The sequence below is a fragment of the Mycoplasmopsis canis PG 14 genome, from assembly GCF_001553195.1.
Classification (GTDB): domain Bacteria; phylum Bacillota_I; class Bacilli_A; order Mycoplasmatales; family Metamycoplasmataceae; genus Mycoplasmopsis; species Mycoplasmopsis canis.
Genome location: NZ_CP014281.1, coordinates 528,394 through 545,092, shown reverse-complemented (window position 1 = coordinate 545,092; position 16,699 = coordinate 528,394). Strand labels below are relative to the sequence as shown.

The following is a 16,699-nucleotide window of genomic DNA, read 5'->3' as shown; positions in this document are numbered from 1 at the left end:
AAGTTTTTTTAATTAAAAACAAAATATTAATTAAACATTAGTGTATAATTTAAATATACGAATCATAAAGAGGAGTTGCCACGTGCAACTCTTTGCTATTTTTAAGGAGTTTTACATGGATTATAAAAAAATGTTATCTGATAAATTTGGTGACTTAATATTATCCGCAAAGCAAACAAATACTTTTGGAAAAACGTTAGAGGTAGTGGTTGATTTTACGGATTTAAAGAAAGTTGAAGAAATATCAAAAGAAATTAGTGAATTTTTAGATTCGCAAGATTGATTTTCGGATGAATATTTTTTAGAAGTTTTATCAAAAGGAGAAGATATTGAAATATCTATTCAAAATATTAGCAACTACATAGGTAAAGATTTGAAAATATTTTTTGCAAAAAGTTTTGAAGGAAATGAAAGCATTATTGCAAAATTGCTAGATACAAATGAAGAAGAAATAAAAGTTCAATGAAATAAAAAAGGTAATATAAGAAAAATTTCATTAAAAAAAAATGCAATTCAAAAGATCGAAAAATACATAAAATTTTAAGAAGGAAATAAAATGAGAAAAAAAGAAGAAACAAAAGTTGTTAATTTTTTAGTAAATGAACAAATTAGTTTTTACGAAGTTTTAAATGGATATGCTGAAACTAAAAAACTTTCATTAGAAACAATTAAAGAGATATTTAGAAGTGAAATTCAAAAAGTTGTTAATAAGTCATTTGACCCAGAAGCTGTGATTAAAATTGAAATTGATGAAGTTAACAAGATGGCTAAAATTATAAACATTAAAGGTCAAGCAATTTCGGACGAAACCGCAAATATGATTCTTGAAGAAAGTTCAGATTCAGAAATACAAAAATTTATTTATTCAAGAATTTCTGAGCTACCTCACGAATTGCAAAGTAAATATGAAGACGGTGATGATATTGAAATTGAATTTATTTTCAATGATCTACCCCAAAGATCAAAAGCGGCCATTTTAAACGGATTCAAGTTAGAAATTAAAAACGCTGAGCAACAAAGAGTTCAAAGTATTTTTGTAGACAAAATAGGTCAATCTTTTGATGCAGAAGTTAACACAGCTTTAAGGCATGAATATGACATCGAGATTCATTACGACGGAGATCATTTTAGAGCTTTACTCCCTAAAAATAAAGCGAATAAAAACAAAAAGTTAAACCCAGGTTCAAAAATAAAGGTAACACTTGAAAAAATTAATCTTGAAAAGACAGCTTCTCCGCTTGAGGTCACAATGATTGATCCTAAGGAAGTTGAAAAAGCTCTAAAAGAGGAAATTTTCGAAATAGAAAATGGCGATATTGAAATAGTAAAAATAGAAAGAGATGCTGGTAATAGAACTAAAGTTGCTGTTAGAACTAATCCTAATAGAGAATTTCAATTTGATATTATAGGTTCTATTTTTGGTGAAGGAGCTAAACGTATTCTTGCTGCTTCACATAAAGTGGGCGAATCACTTGATATTATAAGATATTCAGATAATAAAAAAGAGTTTATTAAAAACGCTATTTCACCAATTAAACCTATTGATGTTTTGGTTACTAAAAATTTTGAAAAGGCATTCGTTATTGTAAAAAATGATGAAGTAACAAAAGCTATCGGTAAATCAGGTATTAACGTTGAGTTAGCATCTAAGCTTACTCAAATTAAAATTGAAGTTCTGAGCTTAGATAAGGCTAATGAAAGAAAATTACCTTATAATAAACAAAATCTTTCTGATTTAAATGAAAATCCTTTATTTGAAAAAAGTTTATTTAAAAAGACACAAACAAAATCAAATAAAAAATCTCATACAGCCAAGTTTTTAGATTCTAAGGAATTAGAAATTGCATTAAGCAACTTTAATGATGATTTAGAAACATTTATAGCAAAGGACCAAGCTGCTCAAGAATTAATTAAATCTCAAAAATCTGCTGCTAAACCAAATTCTAAGGGCTCATCATTCATAAAATCAGAGGAAATCAATAATATGTTTGATAAATTCAACAATGAATTATCAGAAAATGATACAAACTTGAATGAAGTAAGTTACTATGATGATAAAGATAATTCTGAAGATAGTTGAAATTATGTTTGAGATCCTGAATTCGCAGCTGAAGGCGAAGAGTTCGAGGATGAAGTTGTTGATAATAATAAAGTAGATGAAATTAGCTCAGACAAAAAATCTGTTTCTAAATCTGAAGAAAAAAATATTGTAAAAGAATACAAAAAAATTAAAGATTTCAAAGTTGATACAGACCTTGCTAGTTATGGACTTGATGAAAATATTGATTTAAGTAATTTTGACGATGAAGATTGAAAATAATTTAAAAAGAAAATGTATAGTAACTAATGAAATAATCGATGTATCTTTTTTGATAAGATTTGACTTTAAAAAAGACAATAATTCAGTATCTATTGATTGAGATAAAAATAAAAAAGGCAGAGGCGCTTACTTTATACCTAGCGAAGAAAATTGGTTAAAGTTAATAAAAATTAGAGCTTTAAATAGGGCCTTTAGAACTAATGTTAGTTCTGAAACTTATGAAAAACTTGATAAAGAACTAAAGGAGTATTTATGAGCAAAAAAAATTCAAGAATAAGTAATGTTCAAGATATAAAAGATCAATTACAAACTACAAAAACAGAATTAAAAGATGGTATTTTTGTTTTTACTGGAAAAATGTCTATTAGCGATTTTTCACAATTAACAAAAATTAATGCCAATGATATAATTAAGAAATTTTTCTTAAAAGGAAAAATGTATAATTTAAACCACATTCTTGATGAGGAAGAAATTGCTGAATTATGCATTGAGAATGGGTACGATTTTAAAAAAGAAACAAACGTAGATGGTTCAAATTTCTTGGACGAAGTTTACTTTGAAGATAATGAAAAAGACTTGGTTAAAAGATATCCTATAATAGCAGTAATGGGACACGTTGACCATGGTAAAACAACATTAATTGACAAAATAAGAAATTCAAATATTGTTTCAACTGAATCAAGTGGTATTACACAACACACAGGTGCTTATCAAATATCTCATAAAAATAGTAAAATAACATTTTTAGATACCCCTGGTCATGAAGCATTTACAAAAATGCGTGCTAGAGGTGCAAAAGTTACAGACATTATAATATTAGTAGTTGCTGCAGATGATGGTGTTATGCCACAAACAAAAGAGGCTATTATTCATGCAAAAGCGGCTAATGTTCCACTTATTGTATTTGTAAATAAAATGGATAAACCAAACAAAGATTTAGACAGATTAAAAGGTGAATTAGCCGAATCAGAAGTGGTTATCGAAGAATACGGTGGTGACACACAAATTGTTTATGGTTCAGCAATTAATGGTCAAGGAATAACAGATTTATTTGACTCAATTACTCTTTTAGCTGAATTAATGGATTTAAAAGCTAACCCTAATAGATATCCTATTGGTACCATTATAGAATCTAGAATCGATAAAGGTGCAGGTGCAGTTTCAACGGTTATTGTTGAAAACGGAACATTAATGAAAGGTGATTTTATAGTTGCAGGTTCAAAATACGGAAGAATCAGAACTTTAACCGATTCACAAGGAAATCCAATTGATAAAGTTATTCCTGGTTCACCAGCTATTATTACAGGGTTAAACTATGCTCCTGATGCTGGAGATAAGTTTGTTGGTTTCAATGATGAAAAATTTGCTAAAAAACTCGCAAATGAAAAAGCTGTATCTGATAAAATGAATTTATTGCATGATAAATCATTAACAGCTTTAAATGCAGATGGCAAGAAGGTTATCAACGTAATAGTTAAAAGTGATGTGCATGGAACTAGCGAAGCAATTAAGGGGCAAATTAACGGTTTAGAAAATTCTGATGCGATAATAAAAGTTATTTCTGCAAGCGCAGGACAAGTTAATGGTAATGATATCTTGCTTGCACAGGCTTCAAACGCAATTATTTTTGTATTTAATATAAAAACTCCTGCAGCAATAAAACAAAATGCTTCATCTCAAGGAATCAGCTTAATTGAACATGATGTTATATATAAGATTATTGAGGATTGTCAAAACTTTTTAGACGGTGAAAAAGCTCCTATTTATGAAGAAAGAAAAACAGGAGATGCACACATTATTAAAGTATTTTTCTACTCAAAAGTGGGAAAGATTGCTGGTTGTTTAATGGATTCTGGTGTTGCAAAATCTGGTGCAAAAGTAAAAGTATATAGACGAGGTAAATTAATTCATGAAGGATTAATTGATAGTTTGCGTAGAGAACTTAATGATGTTAAAGAGGTTGTTAAAGGTAAAGATTTTGGAACACACATTAAAGACTTTAATGACATTGAAGAAGATGATGTTATAGAATTTTATGAAAATGTAAGAATAAATTAAGGACAGTTAATGATGGATATAAGCAAATTAATAAGAGATGTAAAGGACTTTCCAAAAAAAGGAATAATTTTTAAGGATATTTCCCCTTTACTTGCTAATGGTGAGGCATTGAATTATACAATAAATAAAATTGTCGATAACGCAAAAGATGCGGATATTATAGTTGGTCCTGATGCAAGAGGATTCCTATTTGGGACTCCAGCAGCAGCTTTCTTGAAAAAACCCTTTATCATGGTAAGAAAACCTCATAAATTACCTGGAGAAGTTATTTCTATGTCATATGATTTAGAATATGGTTCTAATATTCTTGAAATTCAAAAAGGATTTGTTAAAACAGGACAAAAAGCAGTTATTGTTGATGATGTTTTAGCTACTGGAGGAACAACAAAGGCTATAATTAAACTCTTGGAATCACAAGGAGTTGAAGTTACAAAGGTAATAGTTTTATTAGAACTTTCAGAACTAAAGGGCAGAGAATTGATCGGTAAAAATATCGAAATTATTTCACTAGTTAAAGTATAAAAACCATATTGAAAAAATATCCGAGTTCGGATATTTTTTTATTTAATTTAAGAATTATTAGAAGGATAAGTAATTTCAAATTTAGCTTCTATACTAGTTTCTTTAGAAATAATTTTGTTCAAATCCTTTTCTGTTGAAGCATTTATTAGCGCTTTTAATATTGACTTAAATATAATTTTATTATTTGCTTTATCAAACTCTAAATTGATACTTTTTGAATCTAAAGAAGCGGTTGGAGAAGAATCAAAAGAAGAAAACATTTTATTTATAAATTCGCTTTTTTTCTCTTCTCCTTGACTATTTGCTTTATTATATTCATCTATAAATGCATTAAAATTATTAAATTGTTTAATATTTTCTTTATTTATATTTATATTTTTAATAAACATTCCTTCGCTAAAATCGTTTTCATTGTATTTTTTAAATCCGTTTAAACTAAAAATATGCTCAAATTGATCACTAAGCTTTGTTGAATCTTTAGGAGTAAAAGTTACCTTTAAGTATAAAATTCCCTCAAGATCATTTGCGTAAGAATTAAATGAAATTTTGAATTTATCAGTGAATTTATTAAGAATAATATTTTTTGGATGATTTAGACCAAACAATTTGTCTTTATTTAACTCATTCTGTTGCAAAATTCTAGAAAAAATTAATTGGTTTTTTCAAAAAGATGAATCACCACGTGGTGTATTAAAAGAAGATTTTATAAATGTAGGGTTATTTGCGTACTTACTTGCAAATACTTCTTTTTTATCTAATTTACCAGTTTCTAATTTGAACTGACTTATTTCATCTTTCTCAATATAATTATTCTTTTTTTCTTCTAACTTATTATTGTTATTTTCGGTACCTACAACCTTCTTGTCGATATTCTTTTTAGAAATAACCAATCCACCAATAATTGAGGCAGATATGAATGAGGTTAATAAAATAAGAAAACCAAATTTGATTATTTTATTTTTCATTTTCGCTCCCTTCGAAATTCTCGTTAATATTAATAATTAGCTCATTTATACCCGAAAAATTTTCGGATGATACGACAAAATATTTTAAAAATCCATAGTTTTCCTGAGATTGTTTGATTGATTTCAATAAATTTGCTCTATCTTTTTGTTTTAATTTATCTGCTTTTGTATATACAATAATAAAAGGAATTTCTATACTAAGTAAATATTCTATAACTATGTGATCATTTTTAGTTACGCCGTGCCTAGAATCAATTAAAAGATAAAGGCATTTTAAATTTTTCCTATTTTCTAAATAGTTTTCAACCATTAACATCATTTTTTTTGATTGCTCTATAGAAACCCTTGCGTAACCGTAACCTGGTAAGTCAACTAATACAGCACCGTTCTCGTTTTCGAAATAATTTATTAATTGAGTTCTACCTGGAGTTTTTGAAACTCTAGCCATTTTCTTATTAGAAACAATAGAATTAATTAAGCTACTCTTGCCAACATTAGATCTCCCTCAAAATGCAACCTCATAATTAGGGTGGTTGTATCAATTGGATTCGTTTGTTGCTGATTTAACAAATTTAAACATTTTTCTCCTTTATTTTTCTAATTTCGGTTGATGAGTATTTCAAAAATTGATTATCAGGAATAATTAAAATAGTTTCAAGTTTGTTATTAATACTTTTATTTATACTAGCTAATTGAAACTCGTAACTATAATCTGCATTATTTCTGGCTGATCTAATCAAAAAATTAATGTTCATTTCTTTAGCTATGTCTGCAGTTAGTTTATTTTTGTGGTTTTCAATTATGAAAACATTTTGTAATTCATTGATTTGTAGCTTAATATTTTTAATGTTTTGTTTTATATCATTTTTCTCTTTATCCGGATTTTGAGCAACAAGAATATATATCTCATCAAATATTTTTAGAGCTTTCTTTAACACCTCTTTGTGTCCTGAATGGAAAGGGTTAAAAGATCCTGGATAAATTGCTTTTTTTACCTTTTGCATTACTTTTTATAAATATTTACGGAATTTCTTGCAATAACTAATTCCTCATTAGTCCTAATAACATAAACAGGAATTTCACTATCAGGAGTCGAAATTAATTGATATTCAGCTATTGGGCCTAAATTTATATTTTGATCAATCTTAATGTTTCTAAAATGTAATTTATTTACAATTTTTTCTCTTATTAAAGGAACATTCTCTCCAATTCCTGCTGTGAAAACGATTGCGTCAATCTTTCCGCCAACTTTATTAAAATAAAGAGCAGTATAATCAGCTATTTTTTGAGCATAAAGATCCAATGCAAAAATTGCATCTTGATTACCTTCTTCAGCAGCTTTTCTTATATCTCTCATATCACTAGATACACCTGATACACCTAATAAACCACTCTTTTTATTTAATAGGTCTGTAAATTCGTCAATGTTAATATTTTTAGACTTCATAACAAATTGGTGTATTGATGGATCAATATCTCCACTTCTAGTTCCCATCATTATACCAGCAAGAGGTGTTAATCCCATTGTTGTATCAATTGATTTTGAATCTTTAATAGCGCATAGACTTCCGCCGTTTCCTAAGTGTAAATTTACAAATGTCACTTTTTGTTTATTGGTAATTTCTTGTAGTTTTTCGGTTATGAATTGATGACTAATTCCGTGTGCACCAAACTTTTTAATATTTAGTTCTTTAGTTAAATCTTTATTAATTGCATATGTATAATTTACTTTTTCGATCGTTGTATGGAAAGCTGTATCAAAGTCAGCTGATAATCTAGCATTTGGAAATACTTTCTTAAAACCTAGAATAGATTGCAATGCTCCAGGATTGTGTAATGGGGCATAAATTGAACATTTATCAATTATTTCTATAACGCTATCGTCAATTTTTGAGGTTGATTTAATATAGTCTGCACCTTGAACAATTCTAAATCCAATATTTTCGATTTCTTCTTTTGATTTCAATAAATTAATTTCAACCATAAGATTATACATTTCTTTCACAGCTTCTTCATGCGTTGGTAAAGGCAATACTTTTTCGTATTTTTTATCATTAAATTTAATACTTAGATTACCTTCAGATAATGTTATTCTTTCTGCAATTCCACTTGCTATTAAATCAAAATTATCTTTTGTAAATAGACTCATTTTAATTGAGCTGCTTCCTGCATTGATTACTAAAACTTTTTTCATAATAAATTCCTTTTTGACTCTTTTTAAATTCTTAAAAAAGATATATTTTTTAATTAATTAAAAATATAAATATCTTTAAATAAATTTTATAAAAAAACCAAGAAAATGCTAATAAATCTTGGTTTTTTTAGTTACACAACTTTAATTAATACTTCTTTGGAGTGATGCTCACCTCTCAAGTGATCTCTTTCGATATGAATAATTTCAATTTTTTCATTTCCTTGAGTATGAACACCGTGTTTTTGTCCACGACGGAATCCTTTTATTAATCCTTCTAACTCTTCTAAAGTGTTAGCTTTTGCGATAATCTCGCTATTTGATAATAATTTAGCTTTGTATTTGTACATAAACTACCTCCGTATATATTTATATTATAACATTTAGATATTTTTATGCTATAAAGTGTACAAAAACTTGACTAATTTTATTTTTCTTTTTCACATTTTTTTCATATTTATTTTTTTATGTTTTCTCAATTATTTTTAAAAAAATTAAAAAAATCAGCATTTTTAATAATTTTTTAATATTTTTTTAAAAAAATCATTTTTAATATTATAATTTTTGCATAATTTAATTCATAAAAACAAAGAAAGGTCAAATATGAGTAAAAAAGTATTATTTTTAGATGGAGCAGTTTTAGTAATAATACAGCATCATTTTCTACATCACTTATGAATGAATTTCATTCATCTTTAAACAAACCTGAAAGAATCGACTTAAATGATACAGAGTTTGGTAAATTAACATTATGCAAAAATACTTTTCCAGCTTACTGAGGTGAGGTTAATAGCGATAAGTGAATTAACAAATTAAAGGAAGTTGATGTTTTAGTTTTATCTTCAACAATGATTAACTTTACAGTTCCTTCAGTTGTTAAAAACTTTATTGATGGTATTGCTGTAGCTGATAAAACATTTTCATACAAAATGTCAAAAGATGGAAATCCAGTTGGTTTATTAAATAATCTTAATGTTATTTTAATAACCTCACAAGGTGGTCCTCAAGCAGAAGGTACTAAATCATTACAAGTACAATGATTAGAACAAGTATTCAAGTTTGTTGGTGCAAAATCAATTAATTTTATTGAAATTAATGGAACAAAAATGCCTAATTTTGCTGGCGTTAACCCTCAAGAATATGCAAAAACCCGTTTAGAAGAATTTGAAAACTTAATGAAAAAATTCTAATTTTAATGCAGTTTAAACTGCATTATTTTTTTATTCTTAATTTATTAAACTAATTTTTTTTAATATAGTAAAATTTTATATTATAGAAAAGAGGGAAAATGAAATTTAAGAAAATAGTTAAAAGTATTGGGTTATTTTCATTATTATCAATAACAAGTTTTGCATCATCATGTAGTATTTTTAATAATTTATTTGATGGAATTTCAGCAATATCAGGACCTGAAATTGATGATCCAGAAAGAGATAAAACCCCGCCTTTTGTTGTTCAACCTAAGCCTCCAATTGAGCAAGAAAAATTAACTCTAAATGATATTTTACCAATTACTGAAAATGAATTATTTTTAACTGATGGTCTATCAGAAGAAGAGAAAAAAGCATCATTAGAGAAATTTAATTCTGTCATAAGAAAAGATGTTAATCAAATTATAGAAAAAACAAGAGATAGTGATAAAAAGGTATTTATTGAATATCAAGACACGGAAACAGGTATTATATTTAGAGATTTTAGCTATCACACAGATGAAAATGGTAATAAAAGATATCTTTTAGGTAGATTAGGTCTTTTAATGCTTATTCAAGAGTTTAAAAGAAAAGTTCCGTTTGGCTTCGAAGTTAGAGATTTAAAGTCTATAAATATTAATGATTTTGCTGTAATAAATGAAAAAGCTAATGGACTTTATATGCCAGAAAGCAGAAGAATGTTTATAAATGGTTCTACATTTATGGAAAAAGGCTTTTCAATGTATGAAATAATTGGGGGTATGATGCCCACAATATTTCATGAATATATGCATCATTGAGCAACTACATACGCGGAAACAGGTTTAATTGAGGACCCTAAAGCAAACGTCAGTGATGAGTCTGCTAGAAATATAGAAAAAAGATCCACAACAGAAATTTTTTATGCTCCTTCAACAAATCAAACTAATTCTGATCATGCTCATGGATCACGTCAATTTTGAAATTCATATTTTGCCAGCAATTTTTATAAAGTTTTAAATTTTGACGTTAATAAAAAGGCTTACATCGATAAAAAATCACTATCCGCACTTGGTGTTTATGATAAAAATAAACTACTTTATAATAATTTAACTTTAAACGACATATGAAGGTTATCAAATGAATTTAAAACACCTGACTATTTAGTTGGAAATCCATCCCCAGCATTAGAAATGGGTATATCTCCAAGTGGATCATTTACCGTTACAAAACCAAGATTAAAGTACTCTTTTTCATTAACGGAATTAGTACCTAGAGAATATACTAAGTATGCTTTTGAATCTTATTTTTCAATTAATGATGAAAATCAATCATACGAGAATGAAAAACACAAGAAACCTACAATAAATTGATTCGGAACAAGGTATTTTATTAAAAATAAAGACGGTCAAGAAGTGCGTATTTTTTCACCTTCAGGTAACGCTGAAGATTGATCGAAAACTTATTTAAATAATTTTGATTCACACAGGAGACAATATTGATTCCAAGATGGAGTAGGAAATAACCCATATGATGGTACACCAAAATTCAATGCAACAGTCTTTCCGAATTCGGTTTTTGATATTAGCGGATTTAGATACGAGTCAGAAGTTAAGAATTACACTATTTTGGATAGATTTGGTAATCCTACCCCATTCTATAGAACGGAAGTTTCGACAAAAGAATTACCTCAAGAAAAAACAAAATCTAGATCAGTGGAATTTTATAAATATTTCCTAGAAACAATGGGTTATGGTAAAACGATAAGTCAAATATATTACGAAAATTCATTTACCTCTGAAGATAGAAAAAATGTTTCAATAGATAGAAGTAAAGTTTCAAAAATTAAGTTTTCAGGATTTATACCAAATGAAGTAATAACTAATGATGGATCAAAAGGAAAAATTGATGGGATAGTTTTAAAAAATGAGTCAGGAATTTACGATTGATCAAAATTTGAATATTCAAATATTTTTAATTTTTTTGGTCACAAAAACTATGATGAAGGTGCTAAATTATACGGACTAGATAGCAATAATAAATTTACAGTTACTGACGAAAGAGAAAAACAAATCAAAAATAGAATTTATCCAAAGGATGCTGGATACGAGTCTAATTATTTAAATTACATAACAAATAAATTTATGGAAGTTAAAGGTAAAAAAGTAACAGTTCACTTTTGACGGGACAAAAATAATGATAATTCAGCAACAGAAGATGAATTAGTTAAAATTGATGTTACATTACCAACACAAAGAGCAGTTTCATCAGCAAGATCTAGCAATATTTCTGACTTTAAATTCAAAAAATTCCTTGTTGAAAAAGAAAAAAATGAAAATGAAGTAGTTATAAAGGAAATTTAATATGGAGTGAGATTTTAGTGAAATAAAAGTTGGTAAAATGATAAATGTTCAAGCATATAAACATGATGGCTTTTTATATCGTCAATGAACAAATGCAAAAATTATTTTCCATAACAAAAGACATATTGTTTTATCGTTAAAAGGCACGCGTGTTATAGAAACATTGAAAAGTCGAAAAGGTTGATCTTATAAAGATGATGCATTATGATTTATTCCTAAAAAAGCTTTTTATAATACGATAGTAATGTTTAAAGTGGGTCTTGGCAAATCTTATTATACTAATTTAGCATCTGCGCCTATTTTTGAGGATAATACAATTAAATTTATTGACTATGATTTGGATTTAAAAAGTTATCCTACGAAAGAATTACAGATTGTTGATAAAGAAGAGTTTAATGAAAATTCTAAAAGGTATGATTACACACCTATTATGAAATCTAAAATTCTCAATGAAGTAAAAAACATTGTTGATCTATATAGCACAAATGAATATTTTTTTAATGATGGAATAATTGATTATTATCTTGAAATTATGCACAAAGATAAATTAATCACAGACAATAAATTCGAAGCTTATAGAAGTATTAAAAATAATAGTTTATGTGAAGAAACGGATATGATTAACTCTTTGAGAAATTTTAATAAAACAAAAAAACATTATAAAAACTAAATAAAAGAAGCTAGATATAATATCCGGCTTCTTTTATTATGTTAATATATTTTGCTCTTATATTGTAATCCAAGTTAAAGTCTGTGATTATTAAATATTTTTTAAAACTATGAAATGATGCTCAAATCGCATTTAAATACTCTATACTTTCATGAGTGATTTCGTCTCCATGTCTATTGCAAATGAAACCGCCTTTTTCTAAATGGAAATTAATTAAATTACTTTTTGAGTTACACAATCTACATGAATCATAACTAGGATTAATCCCGAAGTAAAACAAGCTTTGTGCATAAAAAAAAGTTAATAATTTGTTGTAGTATTCTTTATTAATAAAATCAAAAACTCTTAAATATAGCTCAAAAAGATGATTTGGTTCTTTAATATTTAAAAATAATTTTTTGATTCTGCTAAAAAAATAAATTTTTGAAACGTTAGTTAGATCAAAAATTTTTTCTATATTAACGGTTTTTAATCTACCAACTTTATTTTTTAGCCTCGCAGAAAAAAACTCTATTTCAACAATTGATCCCAAGTGCAAATTATTCTTATTTTTAGAGTTAATTTTATGTATACCTGTTGCTAAAAGTCTTAAAACCCCATCACTTGTAAAAAAAGTTACAATATGATTGCTATCATCATTTAGTTTAATATCCAAAACAATAGCCTTTGATATTCTAGTAGACATTTTTCCTCCTAATTCACAACTTTTTATTGCTTTAAAAAACTACATTATACCTTATAATATAATTACTATATTATATTAGGTATTAAAATATATTTTTATACCTCATAAATATTATATAAAGAGGTTATTATGAACGTAAATGAAACTAAGGAAATTTTTATAAAAATAATTACTTCCACTCCTGGAATAAAAAAATTGCATCGTTTGTCTTATGTTGATTCAATTTTAACAATTTCAGAAGATGATGAGAACATTTCTTTAGAGGAAATGGTTATTGCGAACGAAACTAGTAGTGGGTGAAATTTTCAAATTGCAATTTCTGTTTTAGAAGACATAAGAGTCAAGGATCTTAATACTGAACTTTATAAAAAACTATTTTATGAGTTTAAAAGAAAAAAAATTAAACTTAACAATTTAACTATTATCGTGAAAGGAGTCGTTAATGGCTAGAAAAGTATTTATAGATGGTTTAACCTTTGCTAAGGCAATGATTTCCGGTGCTAATGCATTAAGAAATTCCAAAGACAGGATTGATGCGTTAAATGTTTTCCCTGTTCCTGACGGAGATACAGGTACTAACATGTCATCAACAGCAATTTCAATAGTGCCAAAGATGTTACAAGTTAGCAAAGATGCTACAATAGCTGATGTTTCAAAAACAATATCAACTAGCATGATTTATGAAGCTAGAGGGAATTCCGGTGTTATTTTAAGTCAAATTTTTAAAGGATTTTCTTTGGGGTGTGAAGGTAAGGTTGATCTTGATTTAAATGATTTTTTAAATGCTTTAAAATCTGCTGTAGATAGAGCTTATAAATCAGTTTTTAAACCAGTTGAAGGAACAATTCTTACCGTTATTAGAGAAACTACTGAACAAATTGTTAAAGAATTTGAAAAAGCTGATGAAACATCAACTTCATTAAAGGAAGTTTGAGGTAGATTATTAGAACATTGCAGAAGAAGTTGTGATGAAACTCCTAATAAATTAAAAACTTTAAGAGAAGTTGGTGTAACAGATTCCGGTGGAGAAGGTTTATATAAAATCTTTTGAGGTATTAATGAATTCTTAAATGGAAGACCTGTTGAAATTACAAATGCAACAGAAGATGTTTCTGTATTTGTTAGTGATATGGAAGTTTATGAAGGAGAATTTGGTTATTGCACAGAAGTTTTAATAGATCTAAGTGAACCTGATAAATTTGATAAAGAGTCATTCATAAAAAAAATTGAAAAGAAAGCAAATTCTTTAGTTGTAGTTAGTGATGATAATATTTTAAAAGTTCATGGTCATACATTAAGACCTGGAGAATTCTTAAATATTGCACAACATTATGGAGAATTTATTAAGATAAAATCTGAAAATATGACATTACAAGCAAACAATTCGAAGGCTAATTCTGAAAAATTTACTGAAGCACAAAAGCAAGAAGATAGAGTTAAGTGTGCAGTAGTTTCATGTAATTTAGGTAGCGGAATCATTGAAAAGATGAAAGAACTTGGTGCTAGTTATGTTGTAGAATCAGGGGAGACTCAAAATCCATCTGCACAAGATATTATTAACGCTATACAATCTGTTAATGCTGATAATGTATTTATTTTACCTAATAGTTCAAATGTTATTTTGGTTGCGCAACAAGCTGCACAAGTAATTCAAGATAAGAATGTTATTGTTTTACCAACAAAAACTCAGATACAAGGACTTACAGCGATAATAAACTTCAGTCCTGACTTAGACCCTGATGATAATTTAGAAATAATGAACGATTCTATTGAAAATGTTCAAACTGGAGAAGTTACGAAAGCAATTAGGCAGACTAAGTTGAATGGTGTAGAAATTAATAATGGAGATTTCTTATCTATACATAACGGGAAAATAATTGCATCTTCAAAAACGGCTAGTCAAGCCCTAAAGACTTTGATTAAAAAAATGATTAAAGGTTCAAGTGAAATAGTAAGCATATACTACGGTGATGAAGGAAGTTTAAGTATAGCGGAGGAATTATCAAATTATATCGATGCTAACTATGAGATTGAAATTGAAATAAATGAAGGTAATCAACCTAATTACCATTATTTAATAGGGGTTGAATAATATGAAGAGAATTGTTTTGGATATAAACGGTTTAGACTTAGGTGAACAAGTATTTTATGATGCATCTTATGAATTCTTAAAAAAGCATAGTGACTTAGAAATTACTTTAATTGGTAATACCCAATACATAAAGACTAAAGAAGATTTAAAAAACTTAATATTAGTTAATAATAATTTAAAATTTACCGATCCAAAAAATATAAGAATGTCATTAAAAGAAAACACTTCAATGAATGAAGCTATAACAGGTGTAGTTGAAGGAAAATTTGATGGAGTAATTTCCGGCGGAGATAGTGGTAGTTATATTTCTTCATTAACATTTAAATCAGGTAGAATAGAAGGAATTTCGAGACCTGCTTTTATGCCTATTATAACCGCTTTAAATGGAAGAAAATTATTATTAACGGATGTTGGAGCTAATTTAGAAGTTAAACCTGAAAATTTACATGAATGAGCCAAGCTTGCTAGTGTGTTTTCATCAACCATGTTTAATATCAAAAATCCTAATTTAACACTATTGAATATAGGCACTGAAGAGTATAAAGGTTTTGAATATGTTAAAGAAGCAGCTTCATTAATTAAAAATGATTCTTCATTAAATTACATTGGATTTTCAGAGTCTAGAAATTTACTTAAAGGCGAATTTGATGTAGCTATTATTGATGGTTATGGAGGAAATTTAATTCTTAAGAGTTATGAAGGCGCTGTTCTTTCATTCAAGGATTCTATAAAAGAATCTGCACTTAAAAAGTTAAAGACTAAAATTGGTCTTTTACTGCTTAAACCTGTGTTCATTGACATCATGAAAAAATTAGATTATAGAAATATAGGAGCCGCTTGAGTGATCGGTGTAAAGAGTCTTGCATTAAAAATACATGGTTCTAGTGATCAAAAAGCAATTTATAGTGCTTTAACACAAATGTATGATGCCATTGATAAAAACTTAATTTCTGAGTTGAATAAAGTTAAAAATGTCTAGTTATTCAAATAATGTAATAAAATTTTTAGAAAAAGAAAATATAGAACCAAATAACTTAGATGTTTTTTATCAAGCGACAACTCATAAATCATTTAATGGTCATGAAGGTAAAACATTTAACTATGAGAAATTAGAATTTTTAGGCGACTCAATTTTAGATTTTGTAGTTTCATCTTATATTTTTTATAAAAATAAAGAAAGTTCTCAAGGTGAATTAACTAGGTATAGATCTTCTATTGTTCAAACAGAAACATTGTCTGAAATTAGCAAGAAAATAGGTCTTTTAAAATTACTAAGAACCGGGCCTGGACAAATGCATGAAGAGGTCATAGAATCAACTAAAGTACAAGCGGATATTTTTGAAGCAATGATTGGTGCAATTTTTGTTGATCAAGGATTAATTAAGGTTAAAAAATTTATTGAGGAACATTTATTATCTAAAATAAATGAAAATAACGATCTTTTTATCACAGATATCAAAGATCCTAAAACGGAGCTTCAAGAGCATTTTCAGAGTTTTAGTAGAGAAAATATATCATATATTGTAGAAGAAAAAGGGAATAAGCTTTTTGAAGCTAAAGCTGTTCACGATAAAATTGTTTATGGTGTAGGGCAAGGTTCTTCAAAAAAAGAAGCAGAAACAAATGCTGCTAAAAATGCTTTAAAAAAATTAAAATAAGGGGTT

18 protein-coding genes are annotated in these 16,699 nt (G+C 27.4%); 12 read left to right on the top strand and 6 right to left on the bottom strand.

Features of this window, described 5'->3' with window-relative positions:
* The first annotated feature begins 115 nt into the window (after positions 1 to 115).
* The 5 genes from AXW82_RS02120 to AXW82_RS02100 are packed head-to-tail and all read left to right on the top strand — an operon-like array spanning position 116 to position 4,900.
* Positions 116 to 544: a ribosome assembly cofactor RimP gene (locus AXW82_RS02120; protein WP_004794446.1), complete on the top strand. Its 429-nt coding sequence runs from the start codon at positions 116 to 118 to the stop codon at positions 542 to 544.
* 12 nt (positions 545 to 556) lie between these two features.
* Positions 557 to 2,320: a transcription termination factor NusA gene (locus AXW82_RS02115; RefSeq protein WP_004794448.1), complete on the top strand. Its 1,764-nt coding sequence runs from the start codon at positions 557 to 559 to the stop codon at positions 2,318 to 2,320.
* Positions 2,304 to 2,597, top strand: coding sequence for a YlxR family protein (locus tag AXW82_RS02110; RefSeq protein WP_004794450.1), 294 nt, complete (start codon positions 2,304 to 2,306; stop codon positions 2,595 to 2,597). The genes AXW82_RS02115 and AXW82_RS02110 overlap by 17 nt, the downstream gene beginning before the upstream one ends.
* Positions 2,573 to 4,378 carry a translation initiation factor IF-2 gene (gene infB / locus AXW82_RS02105; RefSeq protein WP_004794452.1) on the top strand — a complete coding sequence of 602 codons (1,806 nt, stop codon included), beginning with the start codon at positions 2,573 to 2,575 and terminating at the stop codon, positions 4,376 to 4,378. The genes AXW82_RS02110 and infB overlap by 25 nt, the downstream gene beginning before the upstream one ends.
* A gap of 12 nt (positions 4,379 to 4,390) precedes the next feature.
* Positions 4,391 to 4,900 (top strand): adenine phosphoribosyltransferase, encoded by a 510-nt coding sequence (locus AXW82_RS02100; protein ID WP_004794453.1) that lies wholly within the window; start codon positions 4,391 to 4,393, stop codon positions 4,898 to 4,900.
* A gap of 47 nt (positions 4,901 to 4,947) precedes the next feature.
* On the opposite strand, the gene AXW82_RS02095 is transcribed toward AXW82_RS02100, so the two are convergent.
* The 5 genes from AXW82_RS02095 to AXW82_RS02075 all read right to left on the bottom strand — a co-directional run bounded on the left by AXW82_RS02095 (position 4,948) and on the right by AXW82_RS02075 (position 8,406).
* Positions 4,948 to 5,865: an MAG1430 family protein gene (locus tag AXW82_RS02095; RefSeq protein WP_004794455.1), complete on the bottom strand. Its 918-nt coding sequence runs from the start codon at positions 5,863 to 5,865 to the stop codon at positions 4,948 to 4,950.
* Positions 5,855 to 6,445, bottom strand: coding sequence for a ribosome biogenesis GTP-binding protein YihA/YsxC (gene yihA / locus AXW82_RS02090; RefSeq protein ID WP_004794457.1), 591 nt, complete (start codon positions 6,443 to 6,445; stop codon positions 5,855 to 5,857). Before yihA ends, AXW82_RS02095 begins: the two co-directional genes overlap by 11 nt.
* Positions 6,438 to 6,869: a pantetheine-phosphate adenylyltransferase gene (gene coaD, locus AXW82_RS02085; RefSeq protein ID WP_004794459.1), complete on the bottom strand. Its 432-nt coding sequence runs from the start codon at positions 6,867 to 6,869 to the stop codon at positions 6,438 to 6,440. The genes yihA and coaD overlap by 8 nt, the downstream gene beginning before the upstream one ends.
* Positions 6,869 to 8,059 (bottom strand): acetate/propionate family kinase, encoded by a 1,191-nt coding sequence (locus tag AXW82_RS02080; protein ID WP_004794461.1) that lies wholly within the window; start codon positions 8,057 to 8,059, stop codon positions 6,869 to 6,871. Before AXW82_RS02080 ends, coaD begins: the two co-directional genes overlap by 1 nt.
* Before the next feature lie 131 nt (positions 8,060 to 8,190).
* The gene (locus tag AXW82_RS02075) at positions 8,191 to 8,406 is read right to left on the bottom strand and encodes an MAG6790 family protein (protein WP_004794463.1); all 216 of its coding nucleotides are present in this window, start codon (positions 8,404 to 8,406) and stop codon (positions 8,191 to 8,193) included.
* 324 nt (positions 8,407 to 8,730) lie between these two features.
* Between AXW82_RS02075 and AXW82_RS02070 the strand changes: the two genes are divergently transcribed.
* The 3 genes from AXW82_RS02070 to AXW82_RS02060 all read left to right on the top strand — a co-directional run bounded on the left by AXW82_RS02070 (position 8,731) and on the right by AXW82_RS02060 (position 12,258).
* Entirely contained in the window at positions 8,731 to 9,246 is a 516-nt protein-coding gene (locus AXW82_RS02070) for an FMN-dependent NADH-azoreductase (RefSeq protein ID WP_004794464.1), read from the top strand.
* Between the two features lie 98 nt (positions 9,247 to 9,344).
* Complete coding sequence (locus tag AXW82_RS02065; protein ID WP_004794466.1) at positions 9,345 to 11,588, top strand: MYPU_1760 family metalloprotease; 2,244 nt, start codon at positions 9,345 to 9,347, stop codon at positions 11,586 to 11,588.
* Position 11,589: 1 nt separating this feature from the next.
* Complete coding sequence (locus AXW82_RS02060) at positions 11,590 to 12,258, top strand: DUF402 domain-containing protein (RefSeq protein ID WP_004794468.1); 669 nt, start codon at positions 11,590 to 11,592, stop codon at positions 12,256 to 12,258.
* A gap of 10 nt (positions 12,259 to 12,268) precedes the next feature.
* Here AXW82_RS02060 and recO read toward each other — a convergent pair whose 3' ends face one another.
* On the bottom strand, positions 12,269 to 12,943 hold the full coding sequence (gene recO / locus AXW82_RS02055; protein WP_004794472.1) for a DNA repair protein RecO: 675 nt from the start codon (positions 12,941 to 12,943) through the stop codon (positions 12,269 to 12,271).
* Between the two features lie 129 nt (positions 12,944 to 13,072).
* Between recO and AXW82_RS02050 the strand changes: the two genes are divergently transcribed.
* From AXW82_RS02050 to rnc, 4 genes are read left to right on the top strand one after another with little or no spacing between them, the layout of a single operon-like run.
* Positions 13,073 to 13,393 carry a hypothetical protein gene (locus AXW82_RS02050; protein ID WP_004794475.1) on the top strand — a complete coding sequence of 107 codons (321 nt, stop codon included), beginning with the start codon at positions 13,073 to 13,075 and terminating at the stop codon, positions 13,391 to 13,393.
* The gene (locus AXW82_RS02045) at positions 13,386 to 15,035 is read left to right on the top strand and encodes a DAK2 domain-containing protein (RefSeq protein WP_004794477.1); all 1,650 of its coding nucleotides are present in this window, start codon (positions 13,386 to 13,388) and stop codon (positions 15,033 to 15,035) included. The genes AXW82_RS02050 and AXW82_RS02045 overlap by 8 nt, the downstream gene beginning before the upstream one ends.
* A 1-nt stretch (position 15,036) precedes the next feature.
* Positions 15,037 to 16,014 (top strand): phosphate acyltransferase PlsX, encoded by a 978-nt coding sequence (gene plsX, locus AXW82_RS02040; protein WP_004794479.1) that lies wholly within the window; start codon positions 15,037 to 15,039, stop codon positions 16,012 to 16,014.
* Positions 16,007 to 16,693 carry a ribonuclease III gene (gene rnc / locus AXW82_RS02035; protein WP_004794480.1) on the top strand — a complete coding sequence of 229 codons (687 nt, stop codon included), beginning with the start codon at positions 16,007 to 16,009 and terminating at the stop codon, positions 16,691 to 16,693. Before plsX ends, rnc begins: the two co-directional genes overlap by 8 nt.
* Positions 16,694 to 16,699: the final 6 nt, after the last annotated feature.